General features: G+C 73.1%; 23 protein-coding genes. 6 read left to right on the forward strand and 17 right to left on the reverse strand.

Annotation, left to right across the window (positions count from 1 at the left end):
* Positions 1-34: 34 nt before the first annotated feature.
* From AB0M39_RS15045 to pip, 4 genes are all read right to left on the reverse strand, one after another.
* Positions 35-2,239 (reverse strand): EAL domain-containing protein, encoded by a 2,205-nt coding sequence (locus AB0M39_RS15045; RefSeq protein ID WP_365364163.1) that lies wholly within the window; start codon positions 2,237-2,239, stop codon positions 35-37.
* Positions 2,236-3,048, reverse strand: coding sequence for an SAM-dependent methyltransferase (locus AB0M39_RS15050; RefSeq protein ID WP_365364166.1), 813 nt, complete (start codon positions 3,046-3,048; stop codon positions 2,236-2,238). The genes AB0M39_RS15045 and AB0M39_RS15050 overlap by 4 nt, the downstream gene beginning before the upstream one ends.
* A 227-nt stretch (positions 3,049-3,275) precedes the next feature.
* A complete protein-coding gene (locus tag AB0M39_RS15055; protein WP_365364168.1) occupies positions 3,276-4,271 on the reverse strand; it encodes an SCO0930 family lipoprotein in 996 nt (331 codons plus the stop codon).
* Between the two features lie 218 nt (positions 4,272-4,489).
* On the reverse strand, positions 4,490-5,536 hold the full coding sequence (gene pip / locus AB0M39_RS15060) for a prolyl aminopeptidase (protein WP_365364170.1): 1,047 nt from the start codon (positions 5,534-5,536) through the stop codon (positions 4,490-4,492).
* Positions 5,537-5,833: 297 nt separating this feature from the next.
* On the opposite strand from pip, the gene AB0M39_RS15065 reads away from it, so the two are divergent.
* Positions 5,834-6,352, forward strand: a complete 519-nt coding sequence (locus tag AB0M39_RS15065) for a hypothetical protein (protein ID WP_365364172.1) — start codon at positions 5,834-5,836, stop codon at positions 6,350-6,352.
* Positions 6,353-6,460: 108 nt separating this feature from the next.
* Here the strand turns inward: AB0M39_RS15065 and AB0M39_RS15070 are convergent, their stop codons facing one another.
* Entirely contained in the window at positions 6,461-6,964 is a 504-nt protein-coding gene (locus AB0M39_RS15070) for a hypothetical protein (RefSeq protein ID WP_365364174.1), read from the reverse strand.
* Positions 6,965-7,275: 311 nt separating this feature from the next.
* Between AB0M39_RS15070 and AB0M39_RS15075 the strand changes: the two genes are divergently transcribed.
* A complete protein-coding gene (locus AB0M39_RS15075; RefSeq protein ID WP_365364176.1) occupies positions 7,276-7,920 on the forward strand; it encodes a class F sortase in 645 nt (214 codons plus the stop codon).
* 53 nt (positions 7,921-7,973) lie between these two features.
* Here the strand turns inward: AB0M39_RS15075 and AB0M39_RS15080 are convergent, their stop codons facing one another.
* On the reverse strand, positions 7,974-8,840 hold the full coding sequence (locus tag AB0M39_RS15080) for a polysaccharide deacetylase family protein (RefSeq protein ID WP_365364178.1): 867 nt from the start codon (positions 8,838-8,840) through the stop codon (positions 7,974-7,976).
* 200 nt (positions 8,841-9,040) lie between these two features.
* Positions 9,041-12,346 (reverse strand): bifunctional lysylphosphatidylglycerol synthetase/lysine--tRNA ligase LysX, encoded by a 3,306-nt coding sequence (gene lysX, locus AB0M39_RS15085; RefSeq protein WP_365364180.1) that lies wholly within the window; start codon positions 12,344-12,346, stop codon positions 9,041-9,043.
* Between the two features lie 61 nt (positions 12,347-12,407).
* Between lysX and AB0M39_RS15090 the strand changes: the two genes are divergently transcribed.
* Positions 12,408-12,881, forward strand: a complete 474-nt coding sequence (locus AB0M39_RS15090) for a universal stress protein (protein ID WP_365364182.1) — start codon at positions 12,408-12,410, stop codon at positions 12,879-12,881.
* Positions 12,882-13,027: 146 nt separating this feature from the next.
* Here AB0M39_RS15090 and AB0M39_RS15095 read toward each other — a convergent pair whose 3' ends face one another.
* The gene (locus AB0M39_RS15095; protein WP_365364184.1) at positions 13,028-14,218 is read right to left on the reverse strand and encodes a CapA family protein; all 1,191 of its coding nucleotides are present in this window, start codon (positions 14,216-14,218) and stop codon (positions 13,028-13,030) included.
* A 268-nt stretch (positions 14,219-14,486) separates the two neighbouring features.
* On the opposite strand from AB0M39_RS15095, the gene AB0M39_RS15100 reads away from it, so the two are divergent.
* Together AB0M39_RS15100 and AB0M39_RS15105 are read left to right on the forward strand one after the other, a co-directional pair.
* Complete coding sequence (locus AB0M39_RS15100; RefSeq protein WP_365364186.1) at positions 14,487-15,059, forward strand: sigma-70 family RNA polymerase sigma factor; 573 nt, start codon at positions 14,487-14,489, stop codon at positions 15,057-15,059.
* A 509-nt stretch (positions 15,060-15,568) separates the two neighbouring features.
* Positions 15,569-16,090 carry a hypothetical protein gene (locus tag AB0M39_RS15105; RefSeq protein ID WP_365364188.1) on the forward strand — a complete coding sequence of 174 codons (522 nt, stop codon included), beginning with the start codon at positions 15,569-15,571 and terminating at the stop codon, positions 16,088-16,090.
* A gap of 39 nt (positions 16,091-16,129) precedes the next feature.
* On the opposite strand, the gene AB0M39_RS15110 is transcribed toward AB0M39_RS15105, so the two are convergent.
* The 5 genes from AB0M39_RS15110 to AB0M39_RS15130 form a co-directional block, all read right to left on the reverse strand.
* Positions 16,130-17,350: a histidine kinase gene (locus AB0M39_RS15110; protein ID WP_365364190.1), complete on the reverse strand. Its 1,221-nt coding sequence runs from the start codon at positions 17,348-17,350 to the stop codon at positions 16,130-16,132.
* Between the two features lie 34 nt (positions 17,351-17,384).
* Entirely contained in the window at positions 17,385-19,118 is a 1,734-nt protein-coding gene (locus tag AB0M39_RS15115; RefSeq protein WP_365364192.1) for a cation acetate symporter, read from the reverse strand.
* A gap of 20 nt (positions 19,119-19,138) precedes the next feature.
* A complete protein-coding gene (locus tag AB0M39_RS15120; RefSeq protein ID WP_365364194.1) occupies positions 19,139-19,519 on the reverse strand; it encodes a hypothetical protein in 381 nt (126 codons plus the stop codon).
* Positions 19,520-19,646: 127 nt separating this feature from the next.
* Complete coding sequence (locus AB0M39_RS15125) at positions 19,647-19,916, reverse strand: hypothetical protein (RefSeq protein ID WP_365364196.1); 270 nt, start codon at positions 19,914-19,916, stop codon at positions 19,647-19,649.
* Between the two features lie 219 nt (positions 19,917-20,135).
* Complete coding sequence (locus tag AB0M39_RS15130) at positions 20,136-20,957, reverse strand: LytTR family DNA-binding domain-containing protein (protein ID WP_365364198.1); 822 nt, start codon at positions 20,955-20,957, stop codon at positions 20,136-20,138.
* Between the two features lie 290 nt (positions 20,958-21,247).
* On the opposite strand from AB0M39_RS15130, the gene AB0M39_RS15135 reads away from it, so the two are divergent.
* Positions 21,248-21,940: a zf-HC2 domain-containing protein gene (locus AB0M39_RS15135; RefSeq protein WP_365364200.1), complete on the forward strand. Its 693-nt coding sequence runs from the start codon at positions 21,248-21,250 to the stop codon at positions 21,938-21,940.
* A 76-nt stretch (positions 21,941-22,016) separates the two neighbouring features.
* Here the strand turns inward: AB0M39_RS15135 and AB0M39_RS15140 are convergent, their stop codons facing one another.
* The 4 genes from AB0M39_RS15140 to AB0M39_RS15155 all read right to left on the reverse strand — a co-directional run.
* Entirely contained in the window at positions 22,017-22,877 is an 861-nt protein-coding gene (locus AB0M39_RS15140; RefSeq protein ID WP_365364210.1) for a DNA-formamidopyrimidine glycosylase family protein, read from the reverse strand.
* Positions 22,878-22,914: 37 nt separating this feature from the next.
* Entirely contained in the window at positions 22,915-23,793 is an 879-nt protein-coding gene (locus tag AB0M39_RS15145) for an amidohydrolase family protein (protein WP_365364202.1), read from the reverse strand.
* A 3-nt stretch (positions 23,794-23,796) separates the two neighbouring features.
* The gene (locus AB0M39_RS15150; RefSeq protein ID WP_365364204.1) at positions 23,797-24,891 is read right to left on the reverse strand and encodes an aldo/keto reductase; all 1,095 of its coding nucleotides are present in this window, start codon (positions 24,889-24,891) and stop codon (positions 23,797-23,799) included.
* Between the two features lie 172 nt (positions 24,892-25,063).
* Positions 25,064-25,821, reverse strand: a 758-nt coding sequence (locus AB0M39_RS15155; RefSeq protein WP_365364206.1) for a WS/DGAT domain-containing protein, incomplete at its 5' end; no start/stop codon positions are given.

The raw sequence follows: 25,821 nt of genomic DNA on the forward strand, positions 1-25,821 counted from the left end.
CGCCCGGCGATTGAGGGCAGCCCGATCCGTGCAGTCAGATCGCGTCCGCCATCGACAGCGCGTGGAGCTTGTCCGGCGGGCCCGGGCGGGCGTAGTACCAGCCCTGGGCCGTGTCGCAGCCCAGCTCCCGCAGCTGTTCCGCCTGCGCTCCCGTCTCCACGCCCTCCACCGTCACCGCCAGCTCCAGGCTGTGCGCCAACGTGACGATGCCCTCCACGATCTTCAAGTCGACCGGGTCCACCGGGTGCTGCTGCATTCCCTGGGTGAAGGAGCGGTCCAGCTTGAGCACGCTCACCGGGAGTCTGCGCAGGTTCGCCAGGTTCGAGTAGCCCGTGCCGAAGTCGTCGAGCGCGATGTCCACGCCCATCTCGGCGAGTTGGCGCAGCGGCTTGAGCAGGTCCTCGTCCGCGCCGATCAGCGCGGACTCGGTGACCTCCAGGCAGAGCGCGCCCGGCTCGAGGCCCGCGCGCTCCAGGACGTCCACCGTGTCGGCGACCAGGCCGGGGTGGTGGAGCTGGGTCGGCGAGAGGTTGACGTTGATCCGCAGCGGGCCGCAGGCCGCCTTGTCGTGGGTGCCCTGCTGCCAGAACCGGGCCTGGCGCACCGCCTCCTGGAGCACCCAGCGGCCGAGCGGCACGATCAGCCCGGTGTGCTCGGCGAGCGGGATGAACCGGTCGGGGCCGAGCACTCCGTGCTGCGGATGGAGCCAGCGCACCAGCGCCTCCGCGCCGTGCACGCTCCCGTCCCCCAAGTGCACCAAGGGCTGGTACTCGATGAAGAACTCGCCGCGCTCCAGAGCCGCCGGCAGCGCGGTCGTCAGCCCGTGCCGGGTGATCGCCCGCGCGTCCGCCTCGGGGTCGGCGAGCTCATAGCGGTTGCCGCCCGCCGACTTGGCGCGGTACATGGTGATGTCGGCGCTGCGCAGCACCTCCGCGGTGGTGCGCTCGCCCGAACCGGGCCCCTCGACGATGCCGATGCTGCCCCGGACGGTGAACTCCCGCCCGTCCACGCAGATCGGCGACGCGAGCATGCTGAGGATCCGCGCGGCCAGCTCGTCGACCTCGCGCTGGGTGTCGGGTCCCGTGGTCAGCGCCACGAACTCGTCGCCGCCCAGCCGCGCCACCATCTCGCCGGGCGCCGTCGCGCAGCTCTGCAGCCGGTCCGCGACCTCCACCAGGAGCCGGTCCCCCGCCGCGTGGCCGAGGCTGTCGTTGATGGCTTTGAAGCCGTCGAGGTCGAGGTAGCACAGCCCGAAGCGCGCGCCGTCTTTCGCGGCCAGCGCCTTCTCCAGCCGCTCGAAGAACAGCGTCCGGTTGGGCAGCCCGGTGAGCGCGTCGTGCGTCGCCTCGTAGCGGAGCCGCAGATTGAGCAGCCGCCGCTCGGTCGTGTCCTCCATCAGCGCCAGCTGGTACTGCGGCCGGCCCGCCGGGTCGCGCAGCAGGGAGACCGTCAGATTGGTCCACAGCACGGTGCCGTCGTTGCGGAAGAAGGGCTTCTCCACGCGGTAGTGGTCGCGGTCGCCCCGCACCAGCTCCCGGTAGAGCTGCCACACGTGCGGCCGGTCCTCGGGGTGGGACCACTCGGTCATCTTCCGGCCGCGCACATGGTGCTCCAGGCCGCCGAACATCCGCGTCAGCGTCTCGTTGACCTCGAGCACCTTGCCGTCGAGGTCGAAGATGCCGATGCCTATGGCCGCGCCCTCGAACACCGCGCGGAACCGCGTCTCGGTGTCGTGCAGCGCCTGCGCCGCGTCGCTGCGGGCCGTCAGCGAGGAGCGCGCCACGGCCTCCTGCTCGGCGAGGGTGCGGTCGCGCAGCCGCTGTGCGAAGCCGGCGGCCAGCGTGTGCTGGAGCCGGGCGCAGCGGGCGCGGCTCTCCTCGGCGCTCTGCTCGGGCGTCTGGTCGGCCCGCTCGACGCCGCCGCCCATGCCGCAGTACAGGACCAGATAGGAGTCGACGACGCCGAGCGTGCGGCTCAGCGCGTCGGGGTCGGTGCAGTGGGCGTCGACCAGCGCGGTCCCGACCCGGTGGGCCGCCTGTGCGTCGAAGAGCCGCGCGCGCAGCGCCTGGCTCAACTCGCGTGCCAGCGGCAGCAGATGCTCTTCGAACTCGGGCCGGGTCATCGACGTGGCCGTCACCGGGAACACGGCGCGGCTCCAGATCGTCGCGAACCGGCGGAGTCTGTCCTCGAGGCCGTCCGGGTCCGCCGCCGTACCCGTGGCCTGCGACGGCGCCATCACGCCTTGCGCCCCACCCCGGCGAAGCCCGAGAAAGCGTATGGGTCCTCCTGCTCGGCGGGGTCGTCGGGCCGCCAGCCCGGCATGGGGACGAGCCCGGGCTCGACGATCTCGAACCCGTCGAAGAACCGGGTAATCTCCGCGCGCGAGCGCATGGTCACCGGGTTGCGCATGTCCCGGTAGACGCCGAGCGCCCGGTCCGTCTGCGCCGCGGAGACCGGCACGCCGTCGTACGCGGCGTGGGTGAGGACGATCAGGCTGCCGGGCGCGAGGGCGTCGCGCAGCTCCGCCGCCGCGCCCCACGGATCGTCCTCGTCCTCCAGGAAGTGGAGGACGGCGACGAGCAGGAGCGCGGTGGGCCGTTCGAGGTCCAGCAGCGAGGCGAGCTCGGGGCTGTCGAGGATCTGGCGCGGCTTGCGCAGATCGCCGTTGAGGGCGGCGGACCGCTCGTCGCCGTCGAGTACGGCCCGGCTGTGCGCGACGGCCACCGGGTCGTGGTCGACGGACACGACCCGGGCCTCGGGGCTGGCCTTGCGGGCCACTTCATGGACGTTGCCGAACGCCGGAATGCCGGAGCCGATGTCGAGGAACTGCGTGACGCCCTCGCCCACCGCGTAATTCACGGCCCTGCGCATGAACGCCCGGTTCGCTTGCACGATCTTGGGGAGGCCCGGCATGAACTCCATGGCCTTGCGCGCCGCTTCCCGGTCGACTTCGAAATTGTGCGAGCCGCCCAGGTAGTAGTCGTGAATGCGGGACACGCTCGGCACCGATATGTCGATGCCCTGCGGGGCCCAGGCGGGACGCTCCATCGATGTCTCCAACAAGTCGCCACGGGGGAGTTCGGCCATGTCCATGGCCAGTGTTCGAGCCGAGGCTACTGATCGCCCGCCAAGAGAGCGAGTCGAAACGGAAATTAGCGGTCCGTTCTTGGTCACACGCCGATGTGCATTGACGCATTGCCCCCGGCTCATGCAGCCGGCCCGTCGGCACGCGGGGGACGTGCGACGGGCCGGCCGGGCCGGAGGCGGCGTGGGGACTACTTGGGCGCTCCGACCGGCTTGCCCTCCGGCGAGATCGCGTACCAGGTCCCGCCGACGCCCTGGCCGTTGGTGTCGCCGGGCTTGGTGTCGCCCGCGAAGGTGTAGAGCGGCCAGCAGTCGATCGTCTGCTGCTTGATTCCGTCCGGGCGGTTGAAGGTCACGAATCCCTTCTTGAGGATTCCCTCGGTGTCGTTCTTGGAGACGGGGGCGACAACCGGCCACTTCTTGAGGCAATCGCCGGTGCAGGCCGTCTTCATCGGCCAGGCGGAGTCCTTCTGGAAGCGGTAGACGGTCATGCCGTTCTTGTCGACGACGACATCGCCGAGCTTGGGGTCCTTGCGCACGGACAGTCCGGCCAGGTCGGCGGCCTCGCCGCCCTTTTCGCCGCCCTCTTCAGCGCCCTCTCCCGCTCCCGCGCCCTCTTCCGCGGCGCCGCCGGCGGCCGCCTTCTTTCCGTCGGGCGCCGCGGCGTACCAGGTGCCGCCGACGCCCTGGCCCTTGGCGTCACCGGGCTTGGCGTCCTTGGCGTAGCGGTACATCGGCCAGCCGGCGATGGTGAGCTGCTTGGAGCCGTCGGCCCTGGTCACCTCGCCGAGCAGGGACGGGTCGACGCCCGGCGCGGCCGACGCGCCGCCCGCGGCCACGACGGGCCACGCCTTGGCGCAGTCGCCCTCGCAGTTCGACTTCGGGGGGCTGGGGGTGTCCTTCTCGAAGCGGTACAGGGTCATGCCGGCGCTGTCGGTGAGGACCTTGCCGAGCTCCTTGCTGTCCCATACCGCCAGCTGGCCCGCGGGCTTGGCGGCGGCCTGCTGGGCCGCGCCTCCGCCCGATCCGTAGCCGCCGCCGCCGGCGGCGGGCTGCTGCGCGGGGTTAGCGGCTCCGACCGCCTGGCCGTTGGGGTTCTCCACGCCCTTCTCCTGACCGCACGCCGTCGTCAGCGCGAGTACGGCCGCCGCAGTCACCGCGAGCGAGGCGTTCCGCCAGGTGTTCATGTCCACTCCCCAGTCCATCACGTCAGTTGCGGCGCCATTGAGTGCGCCGTTCATGGCCCTAGGTACGGACGTGGGGGCTCGCTGTGTTCAACGCGCTCGGAAAATTCTTGGGGCGGCGAACACGAAACGGAGAAATCCCTACCCCATCAGGGGAATTCACCCCACAACGGAATGGCTTGAACTCGTCCCCACCACAACCGTCCCAGCAGCGTCAGGAGTCACTCGGGGACCGTTCCCGGGGCCGTTGTGGGGGGTGTCGCGGCGAAGCGGTCGAGCGCGCCGAGCAGCAGCGCGCGCATCGTCTCGCTGCCCTGGTGCCCGGAGTCGTCGACGACGACCAGCTCCGCGTCGGGCCAGGCGCGGGCGAGCTCCCAGGCGGTGTGGAGCGGCGAGCTCAGATCGTGGCGGCCGTGGAGCAGCACGCCGGGGATCCCCGTCAGCCGGCCCGCCTCCCGGATCAGGGCGCCCTCCTCCAGCCAGGCCCCGTGCGCGAAGTAGTGGGCGGCGATGCGCACGAACGCGAGCCTCGCCGCCGAGGCGCGGCCGGTGTAGGGGTCGGGCGAGCCGTCGGGCTCCAGGGAGAGCACGGCGTCCTCCCAGCGGCACCAGTCGGCCGCCGCCTTCTCCCGTACCGCCGGATCGGGGTCCTCCATCAGGCGCGCGTACGCGGCGACCAGCTCGCCCGCGCCCCCTTCGCCGCTCACGCCGCCCAGGCCGTCCAAGCCGGCCAGACCGTCCGGGCCCTCCGCGGCCCCCGCGGCGGCCCTGAACGCCTCCCACTGGGCGGGGAAGAAGCGGCCGACGCCGCGGTATAGCCAGTCGGTCTCGGACCGCCGGGTGGTGGTGACGCCGTTGACGACGATCGCCGAGACCCGCTCCGGATGCCGTTGGGCGTAGGCGAGGAGCAGCGTCGAGCCCCAGGAGCCGCCCAGCAGCAGCCAGCGCTCGATGCCCAGGTGCTCGCGCAGCCGCTCCATGTCGGCGAGGAGATGGACGGTGGTGTTGTGCCGCATGTCGGTCGCCGGGTCGCCGGCGTGCGGGGTGCTGCGTCCGCAGCCACGCTGGTCGAAGAGGACGACGCGGTAGCGGTCGGGGTCGAAGCACCGGCGTGCGCTCTCGGCGCGGCCGGACCCGGGCCCGCCGTGGACGACGACCGCGGGCCTGCCCTCGGGGCTGCCGCAGACCTCCCAGTACACGTGGTTTCCGTCGCCGACGTCGAGCATCCCCTGCTCGTACGGCTCGATCGGCGGATACAGCTCGGCCATGCGCCGGCTCCCCTTCCAGGCGGTGCGCGAAGATCCATGTACGCGCACACACTACGGAGGCCGCCGCCCGTCGCCCCTTCTCATCGGCCGCCCGTCGCCCTTTCTCATCCGCCGCCCGGATCGACACTCCGACACGCCCGAGCGTCCACCGGTCGGGGGACGGGCTATGACCCATTCGCCCGACCCCGATAGCGGACGAAAGCCGCGGCTCATAGCGTTTCGATCATCGAGGTGCACTTCCCGACTCTTGTGGAAACCAGTTCCGCAGCTGCTCCTCGGAGATCCGGAGGATTCGCCATGCGCGCCATACGTGCCGCGTCCGCCGCTCTGCTGGGAGTGGCCTCGCTCGCGCTGACCGCCCCCACCGCCGCGGCGGCGCCGAGCGTGAACAACACCCCGTACGACTTCCGCATCACCCCGTCGACGGTCGCGGCCGGCGGGCGGGTCACGCTCACGGCGGGCGGGTGCCCCCAGACGGCCACCGCGTCCTCCGGCATCTTCGACACCGTCAACATCCCGGTGAACGGCTCCGCGACGGCCACGGTCGACTGGGACGCGCGGCCCGGCGGCGTGTTCTCGGTGAGCTTCGCCTGCGGCTCGGCCACCGCGTCCCTCGATCTGACCATCGCGGGCGGCACCACCCGTCCGACCGCCCGCTCCACCACGGTCTCGCCCTCGGGCGTCCAGGGCGGCCTGGGCGGCAGCATCGGCGGGATGAACGCCGGCGAGGTCGCCGCGGGCACCGCGCTCGTCGTGGCCGCGGCCACGGGCGTCGTCTACTTCGTCCGCCGCCGGTCCGAGACCCGCCAGCACTGAGCGGCCGATGCCGCCCGTCCCCGGGGCTCCCCGAAACGCCCGTCGCCCCGAGTCCTGGCCTGGACTCGGGGCGACGGGCGGTGGGGGCCGACCGGGAGGTTCGGCCGATCAGACCTTTCCGCTGACCAGACGGCGGCGACGGGCGACGAACACGCCGCCGCCGACCGCTGCCGTGGCGACGAGGCCGACGCCGATCGCCATCTCGGTGGAGCTGGGGCCGACCGAGCCGCCGAGACCGCCCTGTGCGCCCCGGCCGGAGAGCACGGTGAAGTGGGCGGACGCCACCGACGAGTTGTCGTTGCACCGGACCGCCAGGCTGTACTGGCCCGGCGTCGCGTTGTCGTTGATCCGCGCGATGGCCGTCGCCGTGCCCGAACGGCTGTCGGAGAGGTTGACCTGCCGGAAGGCGTTGGACGTGACCGTCCCACCGCGGTCGCAGCCCTGGACCGTGATCGTCAGGGTGCCGCCCGGGTGGACGGACTGGGGATTGACGTTGACATTGATGGGGCCGTTGCCGCCCTGGCCGTCGCCGCCGGCGGCGGCCAGAGGGGCAGAGAGCCCGACGACCGCGCAGGCGGCCGCGGCCACTGCGAAAGCGCGTGAAGCACGCATCGTTGAACCTCCTGTTGAAAGGCGCCCCAAAGCCGTGCTCCGGGAAATTCGACGAGTACGCCTTTCATGACGAACCCTCACTGGGCCCAACAGAAGCCGCATTTCGGCACTGGTCCACTACGGTGAGCGACACGCCGACGACGCGCCGGGAGGAGCCGACGGAGCCGCAGGTCACAGACCGCCAGAACCTTTTATCGGACTGATGCCTCGGATGGGCCAGCACGACGGGCCCGCCACCCGTTCGCCTCTCTCTCCTCGCCGCCCGGGCGCAGCGCGCTTACGTTGCGTTCAGACGCTGCGAAGGGAGAACTATGGGCCTGCACTACGGCGGCTCGGAGTCGAGGAGACGCTCGCCCTGGGGCGCGCTGGCCCTCGCTCTGCTCAGCGGGGTGGCGTTGATAAGGAACGGCGTGGACGTCGCGCTGGGCCCGCCCCAGCCCGCCGCGCTGGCGAGCAGCGCCCAGGGCGAGACCTTCCTCCCGGTCCCGATGGAGCCGCTGCCGTACTCCCCCGCGGCCCGGGTGAGCATCCCCTCGATCAGCGTGGACGCCCCGCTCATGGACGTCGGCCTGGACCAGGACGGCTGGATCCAGGCGCCCCCGGCGCAGGACCCCAACATCGCCGGCTGGTACCAGAACGGCATCTCCCCCGGCCAGCGCGGCACCGCGGTCGTCGTCGGCCACGTCGACAACCTGTCCGGGCCCGCCGTCTTCTACGGACTCGGCGCCATCGAGAAGGGCCAGCAGATCGACGTGGCCCGGCTCGACGGCAAGACCGCGGTCTTCGAGGTGTACGGCGTGGAGGTCTTCGCCAAGCACGACTTCCCGGGCGTTCGGGTGTACGGCGACACCGGGCAGGCCGAGCTGCGGGTCATCACCTGCGGCGGCGGCTACTCGAAGGCGAACGGCTACGACGGGAACGTCGTGGTCTTCGCCCGCATGGTCAAGACCTACTGACCGCCGGGGCACCGCTCCCTGCGCACGCGTCCGGGCCGCGGCCGCCGCGCCCCTCACCGCGGCGGCACGGTCATCCGGTACCCGTCCTCCAGCAGCTCCGGCAGATACCGGCGCAGCGCCGTCACGCTCCCCGAGCGGTCGCCGCCCGCGTCGTGCGACAGGACGATCACCCCGGGGCCGGCCCCGGCCCGCACCCTTTTGACGATCGCGCCGGCGCCGGGCTCGGTCCAGTCGAGCGTGTCGAGGGTCCAGGCGAGGGGCTCCATGCCGAGCTCCGCGCCGATCTCGAAGGAGTGCCGGTTCCACGCGCCGAAGGGCGCCCGGTACCAGAGCGGCGCCTCGCCCAGCGTCTTCTCGATCACCTCGCTGGTGCGGCCCAGCTCCTCGCGGATGGCCGACGGCGGCAGCTTGGGGATCAGCGGATGCGACCAGGAGTGGTTGCCGACGACATGGCCGTCGTCGGCCATCTCGCGCAGCAGGTCGCGGTTGTCGACGGCCATCTCGCCGCAGACGAAGAACATCGCGCGCACGCCGTGGCGGCGCAGCGTGCTGAGGATGCCCGGGGTGTAGCGGGGGTCGGGCCCGTCGTCGAAGGTGAGGACCATGTCGCGGCCCGCGTCGGAGATCCTCTCGAAGGGCCTCTTGCGCACCGGCGGCAGCGCGCGGCGGAGCTGGGGCGGTCCGTGCCCCGTCATCGGCTGGAGGCGGTAGGAGGTCGCCTTCAGCGGCGGTCCCGCGGCGGCCGGGACCGGACCGGGCGCCGGACTCGGGGACGGCCCCGCCGCCGGACTCGGGGCGGCGCGGCCGCGAGCGGTCTGCGCCCGGTCGGTGAAGAGCAGCCCGAGGGTGGCGGCTGCACCGAGGCATGCGGCGGCCTGGAGCACCGACCGCCGTCCGAGCGGCATCTGATCCTTTTTCATGACCAACTGCTCGCATGGCTTACGCGCCGTGAGCCCCATCCACACCGGCCGCCCCGCCGAAACTACCCGAAGAGAGCAGTACGGGACGGCAGCCGACCGACGCGGTCAGCGCCCCTCTCACGCATCGCCGTCAGCGCCCGCCTCGCGTCGTCGTCAGCGCCCGCCTCGCATCGCGGGCCAACGCCCCTCGCGGGTCGCGGTCAGCCGCGGCGCACCAGCGGGAAGGGCAGCGTCTCACGGATCGTCAGCCCGGTGAGGAACATGACGAGCCGGTCGACCCCGATGCCCAGCCCGCCGGTCGGCGGCATGGCGTACTCCAGCGCGTCCAGGAAGTCCTCGTCGAGCTCCATCGCCTCCGGGTCGCCGCCCGCCGCGAGCAGCGACTGCGCGGTGAGCCGGCGCCGCTGCTCCACCGGATCGGTCAGCTCCGAGTAGGCGGTGCCCAGCTCGGTGCCGAAGGCGACCAGGTCCCAGCGCTCGGCGAGCCGAGGATCGCGCCGGTGCTGGCGGGTCAGGGGGGATACGTCGGTGGGGAAGTCCTTGTAGAAGGTGGGCGCCTTGGTGCGCTCCTCGACGAGCCGCTCGTACATCTCCAGCACCACGTCGCCGCGCGTGTCGTCGGGCGTGTGCGGCACGCCCGCCTGGTCGCAGAGTCGGCGCAGCGCCTGTTCGTCCGTGTCGGCGTCGACCTCCTCGCCCAGCGCCTCGGACACCGCTCCGTACAGCGTCTTGACCGGCCAGGGGCCGGAGATGTCGTGCTCGACGAGCTTGCCGTCGGGGCCCGCCTTGTGCGCGACCGGGGATCCGAAGGCGGCGGTCGCCGCGCCCTGGATCAGCTCGCGGGTCAGGTCGAGCATCACGTCGTAGTCGGCGAACGCCTGATACGCCTCGAGCATCGTGAACTCGGGGTTGTGCTTGTAGGAGACGCCCTCGTTGCGGAAGGTGCGGCCCATCTCGAAGACCTTCTCCATGCCGCCCACGCACAGCCGCTTCAGATACAGCTCGGGGGCGATGCGCAGATAGAGGTCGAGGTCGTAGGCGTTGATGTGCGTGGTGAAGGGGCGGGCGTTCGCGCCGCCGTGGATCTGCTGCAGCATCGGCGTCTCGACCTCGAGATAGCCGCGGTCCAGCAGGCCCTGCCGCAGCGCCTGCACGGCCGTCGAGCGGTGGCGCACCACGTCCCGGGCGATGGGGCTGGCGACCAGGTCCAGATAGCGGCGGCGGACCCGGGCCTCGGGGTCGGCCAGACCGCGCCGCTTGTCGGGCAGCGGGCGCAGGCACTTGCCGGTCAGCTGCCACTGCGCGACGAAGACCGAGAGCTCGCCCTTGTCGCTGACGCCGATCTCGCCGGTCGCGGTGATGTGGTCGCCGAAGTCGACGTCGGAGGTGAACTTCTTCAGCACCTCCGCTCCCGCGCCGTCGCGGGTGAGGACCAGCTGGAGGTCGCCCGACCAGTCGCGCAGCACCGCGAAGACGACGCCGCCCAGGTCGCGTACGACCATCACCCGCCCCGCCACGGTCGCCTGCCCGCCGCTGCGGGCGCCGGGGACCGGGTCGGGGTGCGCGGCGCGGATCTCGCCGAGGGTCATGGTGCGCTTCGCGATGCCCACGGGGTACGGGTCGACGCCGTCCGCGCGCAGCCGGTCCAGCTTGCGGTGGCGGATGCGGACCTGCTCGGGCAGCCGCTGCTCCTGGAGCTCCGCGGGCGAGTCCGGCCCGACCAAGCCGAGCGAGTCGATGGACGGCAGCCCGGCGGTGGTGACGGGGCTGACCACGCCCCTGGGCCGGCCCCTGCCCTTCCCCCAGAGCTTGCGCAGGCTCGGCACGGACACGAAGCCCTCGGCGATCCCGGAGGCGAGGCCGACCCGGGCCAGGGAGCCCGCGTCGCCGAAGCAGAGGAAGCGGGGATACCACTCCGGCTGGTACTTGACGTTGGACCGGTACAGCGCCTCCAGCTGCCACCACTTGGAGAAGAAGAGCAGCAGTCTGCGCCAGAGCCGCAGGACCGGGCCCGCGCCGATGCGGGCGCCCTCCTCGAAGGCGGAGCGGAAGACGGCGAAGTTGAGGGAGATCCGGCGGATGCCGAGCTTGCCGGCCTGTCCGCACAGTTCGGCGACCATGAACTCCATGACGCCGTTGGGCGCGGTGCGGTCACGGCGCATCAGATCGAGCGACACGCCGTCCCGGCCCCAGGGCACGAAGGAGAGCAGGGCGATCAGGTCGCCCTTGTCGTCGAAGGCCTCGACGAGCAGGCAGTCGCCGTCGGCCGGGTCGCCGAGCCGGTCGAGCGCCATCGAGAAGCCGCGCTCGGTCTCGGTGTCGCGCCAGGCGTCGGCCTTGTCGACGATGCGCCGCATCTCCTCCTCGGTCAGGGCCGAGTGGCGGCGGACGCGGGTGGCGGCCCCGGTCCGCTTGACGCGGTTGACGGCCTGCCGGGTGACGCGCATGTCGCGGCCGTCCAGATCGAACCGGGCGACCTGCAAGATCGCTTCGTCGCCGAGCTGGATCGCGCCGAGCCCCGAGCGGGCGAAGACGCGCGCGCCCTCCTCGGAGGCGCCCATGACGGCCGGGGCCCAGGCGTACCGTCGGGCGACCTCGAGCCAGGCCTCAATGGCGGGGGTCCACGCCTCGCGGTCGCCGACCGGGTCGCCGCTCGCGAGGGCGACGCCCGCCTCGACGCGGTAGGTGACGGCCCCCTTGCCGTTGGGCGAGAAGACGACGGCCTTGTCGCGGCGGGTGGCGAAGTAGCCGAGCGAGTCCTGGGAGCCGTACGCGCCGAGCAGCGCCCTGATGCGGGGCTCCTCGTCGCCGTGCAGGGCCGCCTCCATGCGCTGCGAGCGAAAGAGCGTGGCGGCGGCGCTGAGCAGGGCGATCGCGCCGAACAGGCCGAGGAGGAAGAAGAGCGGGCGAGGCGGCGTCCCGTCGAACTGGTCGCCGGAGGCCAGCCCGCCGAGAACCCGGTTGGCGGCCCACAGCAGCCGCTGGTCGCTGGGGAGCGTGCCGGGGAAGGCCTCCACCAGACCCCAGCCGACCAGCACGCCGACGGCGAGCCCGAGGACGAGCACGAGCAGCGCGCGCAGCAGGGCGCCGCGCCGGGTCCGGGCGTAGAACTCCCCGCGCGCCAGGATCAGGATCGCCAGCGCGATCAGGCACACCACGAGGTTGGGGAGCCAGCTCCATTCGTGGTCGAAGGCCAGCACCAGCACATCGGCGATCACCAGCAGCGCCAGATAGGCGACGACGAGCCACCACGCCGCCTTCTTGCGGGCGCCGATCGCGGCGGCGAGCAGCAGCAGGAAGACGGCGTAGGCGAGGTTCGCGCTCACGGGGACGGCGACGCGGTCCAGGAACTCCACGACGGGGCGCAGCACATGCCGAAGCCATGGAATGAGCGAGATGAGGACGCAGAACACCCCGAGCAGGGCGAAGAACATCGCGAACGCCCCGGGCACCCTGCTCTGCCAGCCGCTCCGGGTGGGAGCGAGCTCCTCCACGGTGACACTCATGCTCAGCACTCTAGGGAGAGCGCCCTCGGGCCGCCTGTCGGGAGCGGCTAGCCTCGAAGGCGTGACAGAGCAGCAGCCCCAGCAGCAGCCGCACCGGTTCGAACGCGGTACGGACGGCCCGAAGGTGATCGTCGTCGGGGTGGACGGATCCGACTCCTCCCTGCGCGCGGCGGCGTACGCGAGCGGGCTGGCCCGGCGGCAGAACGCCCTGCTGGCCATCGTGTACGTCCAGCCGGTGATGCCGGCGGGCGCGGCGCTGGGCGCGCCGGTGGCCGGCACGACCGAGGAGATCGCCGAGGAGCTGGCGGCCGAGATCCGCACGGCCGCCGAGCGGGTGAGAGGGATCTGGGACGTCCGCTGGGAGTTCCACACCTTCCGCGGCGATCCGTACAGCGGTCTGGTGGCCGCCGCCGACGATCTGAAGGCGGACGCGGTGGTGGTGGGCGCGTCGGAGTCGGCGGGGCACCGGCTGATCGGCTCGGTGGCGGTCCGGCTGGTGAAGGCGGGGCGCTGGCCGGTGACGGTGGTTCCGTAGCGGGGGCTGGGTGCGGGGGAACGCGGGGGCGCCGGCCGCGGGGACCGGTCGGGTGTCCGCTGGCCGGTGGCAGTGGTTCTGTAGCGGGAGCTGGCGGAGGGTGAACGTCAGCCGCTGTCCGCCGAACGGCCTAGCGGCTTGGCGGCTCAACGGCCCTTGGTGAGGCCGTCCTCGGCACCGCCGCGGCCCAGTACCGCCTCCCGGATCGCCGACTGGGCCTGCTTGTACTCCTCGGGGCCCTCGCCGCCGCTCAGCGCGGCGGGCAGGTTGACGACCCGTCCGGCTTCCGTGTCCATCCACTGCGGGATGAACTCCGCCCGGCTCACCCTCCAGCGCTCGCCGTGGGTCCTGGGCGGCGCGAAGGTGAAGCGCCCGATGGAGCTCTGGTTGCCGCGGGGGTCGGGAGCGCCCGAGTAGTTGATCATCGTTCCGGCGATCTGGTCGCCCATGCCGTAGACGACCCAGGTGCCGTTGACCTTCTCGTACGCCTGCGGGACATGGGCGTGGGTGCCCAGGATCAGATCGATGTCCGGCCGGCCGTCGGTCCTGGAGGCGGTGAGCACCCTGCCGAGGCTCAGCTGCTGGCCGTCGGGGTCGGTCTCCCACTCCGTGCCCCAGTGCAGGCTCACGACCACGACGTCCGCGCCGGCCCGCCGGGCGGCCCGGGCGTCCTCGACGATCTTCCTCTCGTCGATGAGGTTGACGGCCCAGGGCTGCCCCTCGGGCATCGGGTAGTCATTGGTGCCAAAGGTATAGGCCAGTTGGGCGACCCAGGCGCCTCCGGCGGTGAGCCAGGCGGGGCGTTCGGCCTCGGCGGCCGTGCGGGCGGACCCCGCGTGCTGGACGCCCGCCTCGTCGAGGGCGTCGAGCGTACGGCGCACTCCGGCGGCGCCGTCGTCGAGGGCGTGGTTGGAGGCGGTGGAGCAGGAGTCGTAGCCGGCGTCGGCGAGGGCCCAGGCGATCTGCGGCGGCGACTTGAAGGCGGGGTAGCCGGTGTAGTCGCCGTTCTCGCCGTACACGGTCTCCATATGACAGATGGCCAGGTCCGCGCCGGAGACGACGGGCTTGACCCCGGCGAGCATCGGACGGAAGTCGTAGCCGTCGCCCGCAGCGTCCAGCTTCGCCTGGCGGATGACGGAGTCGTGCGGGAGCACGTCGCCGGTGGCGACGAGGGTGAAGCCGCGCAGGCCGGGGGCGCCGTGGGGGGCGGTGGCGGGCGGAGCGGACCCCCCGCGGGGCGGCTCGGAGGCGGAGTCCTGCGCTCCGGCGCAGCCGGCGGCGGTTCCGAAGAGTACGGCGGCGAAGGCAGCCGTTCGGTGGGGGGCGCGCTTGGTCATCGGCCGGGCTCCGTACCGTGCGAATGCGGATAAATAGGATTATCTGAATTCACAGGGGAGGAGAGGCCGAGTCAAGCGACAAGCCGACCCGCTCCGGGAGAGGACCCCTTCGGCCCGGCCCGGCTTGCTCCGGCCGACCGTTCGCCGCACCATTCGTCGCTCGGTGCGACCGCTCGGCGACGACAGCGGTACGCGGGCTGTCCCCGCGCGCCCGGATGCGCTCGTATACGCCAGGTAGCGGCGGACTCTGCGCGAAAGGGTGTTGGCAATGGCGACGGCGACGGCTACCGCGTCCGCCTCGGGGGCGACGACGACCGACGAGCGGGCCATGGCGGAACTGCAGCGCGAACACGGCCCCGCGCTGCTGAGCTTCCTGGTCAACCTGACCTATGGAGACCAGCAGCGAGCGGAGGACCTGCTCCAGGAGACGCTCGTGCGGGCCTGGCAGCATCCGGAGGCGTTCGACGCGCCGTACGAGTCGATGCGGCCGTGGCTCTTCACGGTCGGCCGCCGTCTCGCGATCGACGCGCGCCGCTCACGGATGGCGCGGCCGACCGAGATCGGCGACGGGGTGCTGGCGACGACCGCGGACCCGGCGGACGTCACCGAGAGCGCGGTGGCGGCGCTCGACGTCCGCGCGGCGGTCGACTCGCTGAGCCCGGAGCACCGGGCCGTGCTTGTGCAGATCTATTTCCACGGGCTGAGCGTGAACGAGGCGGCGCAGGCGCTGGGCATACCGCCGGGGACGGTCAAGTCCCGCTCCCACTACGGGCTGCGGGCGCTGGCGCGGTGCCTGCCGGGGTACAGCAGGGCGGGGTCGGCGCGGGGTCGCGCGAGCTGACCTCGCCTCAATCGCCGGCGGGCTGGTGTGGGGGCTCAGCCCCCAGACCCCCGCGCCTCAAACGCCGGCGGGGCTGAGATTGCCGGCCTTGAGGCGCGGGCGGCTGTCTCTCGACCGGCAGCGAGGGGCGGAGGTCCGCCTCAAACGCCGACGGGGCTGGAATGGCCCGCCGCCTTGGGCCGAGGTCCGCCTCAAACGCCGGCTGGGCTGAAAATGCCGGCCTCGGGGCGCGGGCGGCCGTCTCTACATCGGCAGCGGGACTGAAAATGCCGGCCTCGGGGAGCGCGGGCGGGGCGCGTCAGACGGCGCGTGGGCGGCAGGCTCGGGAGCGTCACGTCTGTCCCGGGGGACCCGGTGGTGGTCTAGTCCCCCTCGGGTTTCGTCGCGCAGGCGACAGTATGCGAAACCTCACGCTCAAGTTGAGTAAATCCGCATCCTCAGCCGTGTCTCACGGTGGAGGCTCGTCGTCGAGTCGGCATACGAAGTCGTCCGGGGAGAGGGTGGAGAGGGTGCAGCCCGAAAGCACGAACGGCACCAGCGGAGGCGGGCTGGCGATTCCCATCGCGTGGCTCTGCGCCGAGTACATCGCCGACGAGATGCTGCGCACGGGAGCTCTGGTGGAGACCGGCTCGCTGGAGTTCCGGGCCGGCAGACAGACGCTCGCGCTGACGATCTATCTCTGCGACAGCGCGGACGAGCTCGCGGGCGTCAGAGCCGTCGCCCGTATCGACGAGTGGCTCTCCCTGACCTCGTACGGCCATCCCTGGCAGGAGTGGGTGCAGGAGCGGCTGGCCGCCCGCGAGGAGCACGAGCGGCATCTCGACGGGGGCTGGGACCCGGATCTCGCGCTCGCGCGGGACGCCTGGAGCTGGCTGCGGATGACGGAGCTGCTGGCGGCCGACCTCGGCGACAGCGAGCCGTGGTACTCGCCCGACCCGACGGCCGCGAGCGTCGACGAGGCCGCGCAGATATGGACTCCGGCCTGGGAGCTGGGGCTGCCGCTGAGCCACCTGGCCATCCACCTCTTCTGAGCCGGGAGCCGAGCCGGGCGCCGGGCCGGGCGCGCGAGCTCAGCCCGAGGACCGGCGGCCCGCCGACTCGTGGACGCCCGCACGGTACTTGGGGATCCGGACCGTGATCTTCATGCCCGCGCCGACGCCCGTCTCGATGACGAGCCCGTGCTCGTCCCCGTACACCTGGCGCAGCCGTTCGTCGACGTTGCAGAGCCCGACCCCCGACGACGCCGTCCGCTCCCCCGCGAGGATCCCGCGCAGCACCGCCGGGTCCATGCCCACGCCGTCGTCCTCGATGGTCACCATCGCCTCCGCGCCCGCGTCCTGCGCCGCTATGGTGACCCGGCACTCGCCCCTGGAGTCCTCCAGGCCGTGCTTGACGGCGTTCTCCACCAGCGGCTGAAGGCACAGGAACGGCAGGGTCACCGGCAGCACCTCCGGGGCGACCTGGAGGGTCACCTTGAGCCGGTCGCCGAATCGGGCCCCGGCGAGCGCCAAGTACTGCTCTATGGAGCGCAGTTCGTCGGCGAGGCTGGTGAACTCGCCGTGCCTGCGGAAGGAGTAGCGGGTGAAGTCGGCGAACTCCAGCAGCAGCTCGCGCGCCCGCTCGGGGTCGGTGCGGACGAAGGAGGCTATGGCGGCGAGCGAGTTGAAGATGAAGTGGGGCGAGATCTGGGCGCGCAGGGCGCGGATCTCCGCCTCGATGAGCCGGGTGCGGGAGCGGTCGAGCTCGGCCAGCTCCAGCTGCACGGAGACCCAGCGCGCCACCTCGGCGGCGGCCCGCACGCGGACGGCCGACTCCCGCGACCCATAGGCGACGAGCGCGCCGAGCACACCCTCCTCCCCGGTCAGCGGGGCGATCACAGCCCAGCGCAGCGGGCACTGAAGGTCCTCGCACTCGGTGTGCACGCTCTGGCTGCGCCCGGTATCCAGCATCTCGGCGACGCGCTCCATCACCCCCTGCCGGTGGTGGTCGGCGCCGGGCCCGTCCCAGGCGAGCACGGACTCCCGGTCGGTCAGGCAGAGCGCCTCGGTGCCCAGCAGGGAGCGCAGCCGCCGGGCGGCCTTGCGCGCGGTGTCCTCGGTGAGCCCGGCGCGCAGCGGGGGCGCGGCGAGGGAGGCGGTGTGCAGGGTGTGGAAGGTGGCGCGTTCGACGGGGGTGCCGAGGTCGAGGTCGGGCCGGGCGCCCCGGCGCGCGGTCAGCCGGCCCAGTACGACGCCGACCGCCAGCAGCACCGCGCCCGCCGCCGCGAGGGCGGCTAGCCCCGTCCCGTTCATCGTGCCGCTCCTTCGGACTCCAGCCCCGTCCCGTTCATCGTGGCGCTCCTTCGGGCTGGGGTCTGCCGACGAGGTCCTCGGGCAGGTGGAGCCGCGCGAGGATCGCGGTCGCGCCGGGCGGCACATGGCGCTGGGTGGCCAGGGACACGACGACCATGGTCACAAAGCCCAGCGGCACCGACCACACGGCCGGCCAAGCCATCAGAGTGTGCGCCCAGCCCTCGGGGGCGAGCCCCGCGCGGGTGGCCATCACCGCCGTGAGCGCGGACCCGCCGCCGACCACGAGCCCCGCGCCCGCGCCGGGCGGGGTGAGCCGCCGCCACCAGATGCCCAGCACCAGCAGCGGGCAGAACGAGGACGCGGAGACGGCGAAGGCGAGCCCCACCGCGTCGGCGACCGGCACGTTGGTGGCCACCACGCTCACCCCGAGCGGCACCGCCATGGCGAGGACGGTCGCCAGCCGGAAGTGCCGTACGCCGCGCGAGGGCAGCACGTCCTGGGTGAGCACCCCGGCGACGGACATGGTCAGCCCGGAGGCCGTCGACAGGAACGCGGCGAACGCCCCGCCCGCCAGCAGCGCGCCCAGCAGATCCCCGGCGAGCCCGCCGACGATCCGGTCGGGCAGCACCAGCACCGCGGCGTCCGCGTCGCCGGTGAGGGCGAGTTCGGGCGTGTAGATCCGGCCGAGCGCGCCATAGACAGGCGGCAGCAGATAGAACGCCCCGATCAGCCCGAGGACGACCAGCGTGGTGCGGCGCGCGGCGCGGCCGTTGGGGCTGGTGTAGAAGCGGACGGCGACATGCGGGAGCCCCATAGTGCCCAGGAACGTGGCGAGGATGAGCCCGTACGTCGCGTACAGCTGGTAGCCGTCCCGGCCCCCGGACAGCGGCTGCGACCAGCTGACCGGGTCCGCTCCCGACGACGCCCGCTCGGGCGCCCGCGCGCCCCGGGGGAACTCCAGCGTGGTCCCGGCCGCGATGCGGTGCGTGCTGGCGTCGAGGGTGACGACGCGGTCCTCGTACCGCACCCCGTCGACGGCGCCGGACACGGTGAGGGTCAGCGGCTCGTCGACGTCGACGCGGACGGTGTCGTCGATCCGTACGGCGGTGTGCTCGCGGAAGACGGCGGGCGCGTCGAAGCCGGCGCGGGGCGCGTCGTCGCCCGCCCAGGCGGCGACGAGGAAGAGGGCGGGCACCAGCAGGGCGGTGAGCTTGAGCCAGTACTGGAAGGCCTGGACGAAGGTGATGCTGCGCATGCCGCCCGCCGCGACGGCCCCGGTGACGACGAAGGCGACGACGAGCCCGCCGACCCAGCCGGGCGCGCCCGTCAGGATCTCCAGGGTCAGCCCCGCGCCCTGGAGCTGCGGCAGCAGATAGAGCCAGCCGATGCCGACGACGAAGAGGCTGGCGAGGCGGCGTACGGCGGCCGACTCGAGACGGGCCTCGGCGAAGTCGGAGAGGGTGTACGCCCCCGAGCGGCGCAGCGGGGCCGCGACGAGGACGAGGAGGACGAGGTAGCCGGCGGTGTAGCCGACCGGGTACCAGAGCATGTCGGGGCCCTGGAGGAGGACCAGTCCCGCGATGCCGAGGAAGGAGGCGGCGGAGAGGTACTCGCCGCTGATGGCGGCGGCGTTGAGGCCGGGCTTGACGGTGCGGGAGGCGACGTAGAAGTCGGAGGTGGTACGGGATATGCGCAGTCCCAGCGCGCCGATGAGCACGGTGGCGAGGACCACGACGGTGACGGCGGCCACCGCGTAGGCCTGGTTCACGCTGTTCCCCCCGGCACGCGTCAGCGCCCTTCGACGAGCCGGGTGAAGTCGCGTTCGTTGCGCTCGGCCCGGCGTACGTACCAGCGGGCGGTCAGCCACAGCACCGGGTAGGCGGCCACGCCGAGGGACGCCCACACGAACGGCTCGATCGAGGCGAGCGACCCGCCGAAGGCGGCGGGGAGCGCGAAGAGCAGCGGCAGCGTGCCGACGACCAGGGCGAGCGCGCCGAGAGCCCAGAGCGCGGCCCGCAGCTGGCTGCGCATCAGCGAGCGGACATAGGTGGCACCGAGCGTCGTCTGCTCGCTGATCTCGGACCGGGCCGGGGCGTGGCCGGGCGCGCGCCGGGCGCCGCGCGGCACTCCGGTGACCACCTCACGGCGGGGCTGCTGCTCTGCAGACATCGTCGTCCGCTCCCACGTCTGTCGGCTGACTCTCGGGAGCGTGGAGTCTACGCAGGGGCGATGACCTGCGGTAGAGACCAGCGTGCCGCGAGGGCGCGGGGCGCCGGCACGGCGAAGGGGCCGCCGCTCAGCGGCCCGTGCGCTGGGCGCAGTCGCTCAGCGCGATCTCCAGCTCGACATAGGACTCCTCGGCCCGGCGGAAGGCGACTTCGAGGGCTGCCTCGGCGCGGGGGCCGACCAGTCCCCGCGCCGAGACCTGGATCTCGTACAGCACGTCCGCCCAGCGCCCTGCGGCGCTCTTGGCCGTGGCGAGCAGCGTCTCGAGGTCGCCGGCGCTGGACACCGGGGTGGCCGGCAGGCTCCGGAGCTCCGCCAGCAGTGCTTCGATGTCGGACATCAGGCCCCTTCTCCGCTTGCCCGATCAAGGTTAGGCGCCGGCCGGGGAGGGCCGCGGCCGAATCCATGAGCGGCTCGGTGGGCGGGGGACGCCCGTCGCCGTGCGGCGGGCGCGGGGCGGCGAGCGGCTGCGCGGGGCGGTCGAACGGTCAGGCACGGGTCACCGGTTGAACGGTCGGGCACGGGGTCCTGGCGAGGGCCTCCTCCGCGGCGCCCTCGGTCAGCCGCGGGCGTGCCGCATCAGCAGATCGCGCAGCTGGCGAGCGTGGCGGCGGCTGACGGCGAGCTCGGCCGCGCCGACGCGGACGGTGGTCGTCCCGGCGTCCAGGCGCAGTTCGTCGATCCGGCCGAGGGCCACGAGATGGCTGCGGTGGATCCGTACGAACCCGCGGGGCGCCCAGCGCTCCTCCAGGGTGGACAGCGGGATGCGCACCAGGTGGCTGCCGTCCTCGGTGTGCAGTCGGGCGTAGTCGCCCTGGGCCTCGACGTAGGCGATGTCGTCGATCGGCACGAACCGGGTGACGCCGCCGAGTTCGACCGGGATCTGCTCCACGGACCCGACGCCCGGAGCCTGCTGGGGAACGGCGGGCGCGGCGGCCCCCGGGTGCGCGGAGGGGTCTGCGGAGTCGAGGGGACGCGCCTCGCGCGCCGAGTGCGCCAGGTCCCGGACGCGGCGCACGGCCTCCGCCAGCCGCTCGCGGCGCACCGGCTTGAGGACGTAGTCGACGGCCTTGAGGTCGAATGCCTGGACGGCGAAGCCCTCGTGGGCGGTGACGAAGACGATCAGCGGCGGCCTGGCGAACTCCGCGAGCAGCCTGGCGACGTCGAGTCCGGTGAGCCCGGCCATGTGGATGTCGAGGAAGACGACGTCGATGCCGTCCTCTCCGTCCGGGCCCGCCTCCAGCGCGCGGCTGATGCGGCGCAGCGCCTCGGTGGCGTCGGTGGCCCCTTCGGCGCTGTGGACGCGCGCGTCGGAGCGGAGCAGGTAGAGCAGTTCCTCGAGCGCCGGTCTCTCGTCGTCGACGGCCAGTACGCGCAGCATGCTGCGGAGTGTATGCGCGCCCGGCGGCGGGGACCACGGGCCGCGTCGCCCGGTCCGCGGAGTCCCGAGCAGCCCGGCGGGGCGCTGCCGCTCGCTCGTTCCGGGGGCCGCGCTGTGCCGTGCTCGGGGCGGTGGAGCGTGGGCCCCGGCCCGTCTGCGGGGACTGCGCGGACTCTGCGGCCCAGCCCGTGGCGGGAATGTTGAGCACAGAGCGCACTTGGCCCGTACTTGTGGGCGACGGATCGCATCGGACGAACCACACGGCGCAAGAGACGAATCGAGGCACCCCCATGGACAGGCATCAGCGGCACCGGGATGTGGCCGCCTATGCTCTGGGCGTCCTGGAGCCGGCGGACGCGTTCCGGTTCGAGGAGCATCTGTCCGACTGCGTACAGTGCGCCGTCCAGCTCTCCGACTTCACCGCGGTCGCCTCGGCGTTGTCCGAGGTCGCGGCGGTTCCCGGACTGATCGAGACCCGTCCTTCGCAGCGGCTGCTGGACCGGCTGACCGAGCAGGTGGCGGCAGTGGGGCGGCATGGGCGCAGGCGGCGGCTGCGGCTGGTCGTCGCGGCCGCCGCGCTGATCGTCGCCCTGCCCGCGGCGACGGCGGCCGTCCGAAGCTCCTCGGGCGGCAGCCCCTCACGGCCGAATCCTTCCGTCGCGCAGCGGGTCGAGGCCACGGACGCCGCGACGGGCGTGACGGTGTCTGCTGCGGTGCAGGACCGGGCGTGGGGCACGGCGGTGTCGATGCGGGTGTCGCAGCTGCCGGGGCCCGGCAGATGCCGCCTGGTCGCGGTCGGCAAGGACGGCATCGAGCACCCGGTGCTCACCTGGGCGGTGCCGAAGGGCGGCTTCGGGATGAAGGGATCGCCCGGACACGAGGCGCCGCTGGAGGTGGAGGGCGGCACGGACCTGCCGAGCAAGGACATCGGCCGCTGGGAGGTCCGTACCTGGGACGGGAAGCCGCTGGTCGCGCTGAAGTAGCCGAAGTCGGCGGCCTCGGGGAGGTCCTCGAAGGCGAGCGCGAGCACGGCCGCGGCGGCCCTTCGGTTGCCTCCCGCTACTTGAGCAGACGCGAGAGTCGGCGGTCGGCGAGCGGCTTGCCGCCCGTCTGACAGGTGGCGCAGTACTGCAGCGAGGAGTCGCTGAAGGAGACCTCGCGGATCATGTCGCCGCAGACCGGGCACGGCTCCCCGGCGCGGCCGTGGACGCGCAGACCGCTCTTCTTCTCGGCCTTGAGCCGGCCCGCCGCCACTCCGTGCGAGCGTTCGACGGCCTCGCTCAGCGTCGCGCGCAGCGCCTCGTACAGCAGGGTCGTCTCGTCCTCGCTCAGGTTCTGCACGGGCTTGAACGGCGACATCTTGGCCGCGTGCAGAATCTCGTCGCTATAGGCGTTCCCGATGCCCGCGACGAGGCTCTGGTCGCGCAGCGCGCCCTTGATCTGCCGCCGCTCCCCGGCGAGCAGCGCGGCGAAGGCGGCGCGGTCGAAGTCGTCGGCGAGCGGGTCGGGTCCCAGGCGTGCGACGCCGGGCACTTCGGCCGCGTCGTGTACGAGGTGGACGGCGAGCCGCTTGGCGGTGCCCGCCTCGGTGAGGTCGAAGCCGCCGCCGGAGGCGAGGTAGGCCCGCAGGGCGAGCGGCCCCTTTCCGGGACGCGGGGGCACGGCCGGGAACTCGTCCTTCCACTGGAGCCAGCCCGCGCGGGCGAGATGGACGACCAGATGGAGCTCGCCGGCGGTGAGGTCGAGCCATTTGCCGTGCCGGTCGACGGCGGCGACGGTCTGGCCCTCGAGGGCGCTGAGCGGCGGGTCGTACGTCTTGAGCACGCTGATCGCCAGCGGCACCACGCGGGCGATCTCCTGACCCACCAGATGCTCGCCGAGGAACTCTCTCAGCGCTTCGACTTCGGGCAGCTCCGGCATGTGTCCAGAGTGCCGCAGCGGCACGGCGGGCGCCCGTTCACGGGTCTTCTCGCAGGCCGTGGACGCGCGCATCGCACAGGCCGTAGACGCGGGCCGCGGTGGTCTCGAAGACGGCGCGGCGTTCGTCGTCGTCGAGCCGGTGCGTGAGCGCGCGGGCCGCGGCGACCACCTCGCCGTAGGAGGCCGCCAGCCGGCACACCGGCCAGTCGGAGCCGAACATCAGCCGGTGGGGGCCGAAGGCGTCCAGCACGGTGTCCGCGTACGGCGCCAGGTCAGGCACGGTCCAGGTGGACCAGGCCGCTTCGGTGACCATGCCGGAGAGCTTGCAGACGGTGTTCGGCAGGGCCGCGAGCGCGCGCACGTCGCTCGCCCACGGCTCCAGCTCCTGGGCCGCTATGGGCGGCTTGCCCAGATGGTCGAGCACGAAGGGGAGCTGGGGCGTCCTGGCCGCCGCCTCGGCCGCCGCGGGCAGCTGGGCCGGGAGCACCACCAGGTCGTAGACGAGGCCGGCGGCGGCCACGGCGGCGAGGCCGCGCAGCACGTCGGGGCGGAGGAGCCACGCGGGGTCGGGCTCGGCCTGCACCAGGTGGCGGATGCCCACGAGCCGCTCGCCGCCGGGGAGTTCGCGCAGGGCGGCGAGGGCGTCGGCGACGTCCGGGGCGGTCAGGTCGGTCCAGCCGACGACACCCGCGACCACGTCGCTGCCATGGGCGAGGGCGAGGAACTCCGGGGTCTCCTTGGCGACGGCGACGGTCTGGACGAGGACGCCGGCCCGAACGCCCGCGGCGCGCGCCTCGGGGGCGAGGTCGTCGAGGCTGAAACTGCGCCGGATGGGGGTCATGTCGGGGCCGGCGATCCACTCCTGGTCCCGTATGGACAGGTCCCACACATGGTGGTGGGCGTCGATGACCGCCATGGCTCACCGCTCCCGGATGCCGGGGAGGCCTGTGTCCGCGCCGTCGCTCTCGTACTCCCCCTCGTCGCCGCGGTCGCCGCCGTCGCCGTGGAGCTTCTCGTCGCCAGCCTCGGCGCGGAGCCCTGGGCGGGACTCCTCCTTGGGCAGAAGCCTCTCCGCGCGCAGCTCGTCCCAGAGCCCGGCCGGGAGCGTGCGGCCGAGCAGGGCGGCCGCGTCCCGGATCTCGGCGGCGGACCGCGCGCCCACCAGGACGCCGGCCACGGCGGGGTGGCCGAGGCTGTAGTGCAGGGCCGCCGCCCGCAGGGGCACGCCGTGCCGTTCGCAGACGGCCCTGACGCGCAGGGCCCGCTGAAGGACGTCGTCGGGCGCGGGCCGGTAGTCGTACGAGGCGCCGGGGCGGGGATCGGCGAGCAGGCCGGAGTTGAACACTCCGCCGACCACCACGCTCGTGCCGCGCGCGGCGGCCTCGGGCAGCAGCTCGACGAGCGCGCTCTGGTCGAGCAGGGTGTAGCGGCCGGCGCACAGGACGGCGTCCACGTCGGTGTCCCGGACGAAGCGGGCGAGCATGTCCGCCTGGTTCATGCCCGCGCCGATCGCGCCGACGGTCCCCTCGGCCCGCAGCCGCTCCAGCGCCGGATAACCGTGCCGGAAGGCCGCCTCCTCGTGGTCGTCCGGGTCGTGCAGATAGGCGATGTCGATCCGGTCGAGGCCGAGGCGCTCCAGGCTCTCCTCGATGCTCCGGCGCACACCGTCCGCGCTGAAGTCCCAGACCCTGCGGCGGTCGGCGGGGACGGCGAAGCCGTTGGCCGAGTCGTCGCCGTCGGGCGGACAGGGCTCGAGGCGCCGGCCGACCTTGGTGGAGAGGGTGTACGCGTCGCGGGGGCGCCCGCGCAGCGCCTCGCCGAGTCTGCGCTCGGACAGCCCGAGGCCGTAGTGGGGCGCGGTGTCGAAGGTGCGGACGCCGACGTCCCAGGCGGCGTCGATCGCGGCGGCGGCCTGGCCGGGGTCGACGGCGGCGTACAGATTGCCGATCGCGGCCGCGCCGAAGGACAGTTCGGTGATCTCGACCCTGCTGCGTCCGAGCGTGCTCCATCGCATGCCGCTGCCGTCCCTCGCCTGGCCTTCGCGGGTCACTGCGTTCGCCGATCACGATGAATATTCATCGGGTCGCTTGGGGCCGTCAACACCCATGAAGGGGCGATTTCCTGCCGTTGCTCGCCGAGCTGTCCGATCTAAACCATCCGATCTCTCGACCGACCCAGCGACCGACCTACCGACCGATCGCGTCCACCATCTCGGCCAGCTCCTCGCGCAGGGCGTGCGCCAGACGGTCCAGGTCGGGCACCGCCTTGCCGTCGGCGACCAGGCCCGCGTGCACCCGTCCGCCGTACGTCGTCAGGGCGACGGCCAGGGACTGTCCACGGGCGAGGGGCGCCATGGGGTAGATCTCCCGCAGCGGGCAGCCGCCGAGCGAGAGCGCCGAGCGCGGCAGCGGCACGCTGGTGACCAGGACATCGAAGAGCATCCGGGCCGCTCCGCCCGCCAGCGACGCCCCGAACCGGTGGGCCAGCGGCGGCAGTTGGTCGGCGAGCACGGCCACCGCGCCCGCGCCGCGCGAGGGCCCGGCGGCCTTGTTCCGGTCCATCTCGGCGCGTACGGAGGCCAGCCGGGAGCGCGGGTCGGGGTCGCGGACGGGGAGCGTGAGCAGATACGCGGAGAGCTTGTTGCCCGTGCCGGGCGGGCTGCCGGGCCTGCGCCGGGAGACCGGGACCAGGGCGCGCGGGTCGGACGCGGGCCGCTCGCCGCGCTCGCCCATCCAGCGCCGCAGGCCGCCGGCGACGACCGCGAGCAGCACGTCGTTCGCCGTGCCTCCGGACGCCCTGCGCACGCGCTGCACGTCCGCCAGGTCGAGCACGGCGGTGCCGAGCCGGCGGGTGCCGCTGGACGCGCTGTCCGCCGGGCACAAGCCGGCCGGGCGGGTCGGCGGGGGCTTGTTCGACCCGAAGCAGCTGGTCAAGTCCTTCCCGG

It is taken from the genome of Streptomyces sp. NPDC051907 (assembly GCF_040681075.1).
Taxonomy (GTDB): Bacteria; Actinomycetota; Actinomycetes; order Streptomycetales; family Streptomycetaceae; genus Streptomyces.

Excerpts from the sequence above, each read along its gene's own strand:
- AB0M39_RS15050 (WP_365364166.1), bottom strand. The coding sequence starts at position 3,048 with ATGGAGCGTCCCGCCTGGGCCCCGCAGGGCATCGACATATCGGTGCCG.
- AB0M39_RS15055 (WP_365364168.1), bottom strand. The coding sequence starts at position 4,271 with ATGAACACCTGGCGGAACGCCTCGCTCGCGGTGACTGCGGCGGCCGTA.
- pip (WP_365364170.1), bottom strand. The coding sequence starts at position 5,536 with ATGGCCGAGCTGTATCCGCCGATCGAGCCGTACGAGCAGGGGATGCTC.
- AB0M39_RS15065 (WP_365364172.1), top strand. The coding sequence starts at position 5,834 with ATGCGCGCCATACGTGCCGCGTCCGCCGCTCTGCTGGGAGTGGCCTCG.
- AB0M39_RS15070 (WP_365364174.1), bottom strand. The coding sequence starts at position 6,964 with ATGCGTGCTTCACGCGCTTTCGCAGTGGCCGCGGCCGCCTGCGCGGTC.
- AB0M39_RS15075 (WP_365364176.1), top strand. The coding sequence starts at position 7,276 with ATGGGCCTGCACTACGGCGGCTCGGAGTCGAGGAGACGCTCGCCCTGG.
- AB0M39_RS15080 (WP_365364178.1), bottom strand. The coding sequence starts at position 8,840 with ATGAAAAAGGATCAGATGCCGCTCGGACGGCGGTCGGTGCTCCAGGCC.
- lysX (WP_365364180.1), bottom strand. The coding sequence starts at position 12,346 with ATGAGTGTCACCGTGGAGGAGCTCGCTCCCACCCGGAGCGGCTGGCAG.
- AB0M39_RS15095 (WP_365364184.1), bottom strand. The coding sequence starts at position 14,218 with ATGACCAAGCGCGCCCCCCACCGAACGGCTGCCTTCGCCGCCGTACTC.
- AB0M39_RS15100 (WP_365364186.1), top strand. The coding sequence starts at position 14,487 with ATGGCGACGGCGACGGCTACCGCGTCCGCCTCGGGGGCGACGACGACC.
- AB0M39_RS15110 (WP_365364190.1), bottom strand. The coding sequence starts at position 17,350 with ATGAACGGGACGGGGCTAGCCGCCCTCGCGGCGGCGGGCGCGGTGCTG.
- AB0M39_RS15120 (WP_365364194.1), bottom strand. The coding sequence starts at position 19,519 with ATGTCTGCAGAGCAGCAGCCCCGCCGTGAGGTGGTCACCGGAGTGCCG.
- AB0M39_RS15125 (WP_365364196.1), bottom strand. The coding sequence starts at position 19,916 with ATGTCCGACATCGAAGCACTGCTGGCGGAGCTCCGGAGCCTGCCGGCC.
- AB0M39_RS15130 (WP_365364198.1), bottom strand. The coding sequence starts at position 20,957 with ATGCTGCGCGTACTGGCCGTCGACGACGAGAGACCGGCGCTCGAGGAA.
- AB0M39_RS15135 (WP_365364200.1), top strand. The coding sequence starts at position 21,248 with ATGGACAGGCATCAGCGGCACCGGGATGTGGCCGCCTATGCTCTGGGC.
- AB0M39_RS15140 (WP_365364210.1), bottom strand. The coding sequence starts at position 22,877 with ATGCCGGAGCTGCCCGAAGTCGAAGCGCTGAGAGAGTTCCTCGGCGAG.
- AB0M39_RS15145 (WP_365364202.1), bottom strand. The coding sequence starts at position 23,793 with ATGGCGGTCATCGACGCCCACCACCATGTGTGGGACCTGTCCATACGG.
- AB0M39_RS15150 (WP_365364204.1), bottom strand. The coding sequence starts at position 24,891 with ATGCGATGGAGCACGCTCGGACGCAGCAGGGTCGAGATCACCGAACTG.